Annotated in this window: 1 protein-coding gene; it reads left to right on the forward strand. The window is 39.2% G+C overall.

Annotated features, from left to right (window positions below; translation table 11 throughout):
* Window positions 1-820, forward strand: an 820-nt coding sequence (locus tag ACYVRH_RS13020; RefSeq protein WP_461257327.1) for an Rpn family recombination-promoting nuclease/putative transposase, incomplete at its 5' end; no start/stop codon positions are given.
* Window positions 821-1,176: the final 356 nt, after the last annotated feature.

A 1,176-nucleotide genomic window follows, 5' to 3' on the forward strand; every position in this document is an offset into this window, starting at 1 on the left:
TTCTTCGCTGTTCAGCGACCCGGATGTCTTGAGGGAACTCTACTCGGCGATAGAAAATGTCCCTATCCCGCCTGATACCCCCATCGACATTAACACGCTAACGGACATTCTTTACAAAGATCAAATTAACGACGTGTCTTTCATCATTGACAACCGTCTTGTCGTGCTGATTGAACACCAATCGTCAATTAATGACAACATCCCCCTTAGGCTGCTAATGTACATTGCCCGTTTATATGAAAAAATAGTCAGCCGAAAGAAACTGTACCAGGCCAAGCTTGAAAAAATCCCTACGCCTGAATTTATCGTCCTTTACAACGGCAAGTATAAATACCCAGATTACAAGGAACTCAGGCTTTCCAATGCTTTTAAAGACATTAAAGGTTTTAAATTAACGGATTCTGATAAAATACCATTGGAATTAATAGTACATGTCTACAACGTGAACCACGGGCATAATCCCGAAATTTTAAAAAAATGCGAAACCTTGGACAGTTACAGTATCTTTGTGGATAAGATTCGCGAATACCAGAAGAAAGAAAATTCGCTTGAAAAAGGTGTAAGAAATGCGATAAACTATTGTATAAAGAAGAACATATTGAAGGAATATTTGGAAGCCCATGGGGCGGAGGTATACAATATGCTGTTGACGGAATGGAATCAGGATGAGGCAATAGAAGTCGCATGTGAAGAGATGCGCGAAGAATATAGGAATTATTTTATTGAATTATTAAACCAAGGTTTAACTAAAGAAGAAATTATAGAGCGGCTTCAAAAGAAAGAAGATTTTTTTGAAGCTCAGGGCTATTTCATGGAATAATTAATGCTGGTTAACCTCAACGGTAACTGTCACAACTTTTTGGTAGTGTCGTAATATTCCCGACCACCCCAACATATAGCGTGTTAAAAAACATATGCTTCTTCTTTGTGATCTTTTTACCTTCGTGATCTGCGCACTGTCGGCTGCCTAAAGTCAGCCTTGCTTTTATTGTAAACAGCGGCGTTTTTCATCCACACGGTTACACCGTGCGTTAAATTAACGTGTGTGAAATATCTTTAATATTATTCAAAAATAACGCCTAACCAATAATTAGGATCGCTAACTTCCTGCGCTATCAATCCAATATCTACGTTAGCCGTAGTCTCCGCGACAAGCCACTTCGTCCCGTAAGATTC

Source organism: Treponema sp. R80B11-R83G3, from assembly GCF_054786115.1.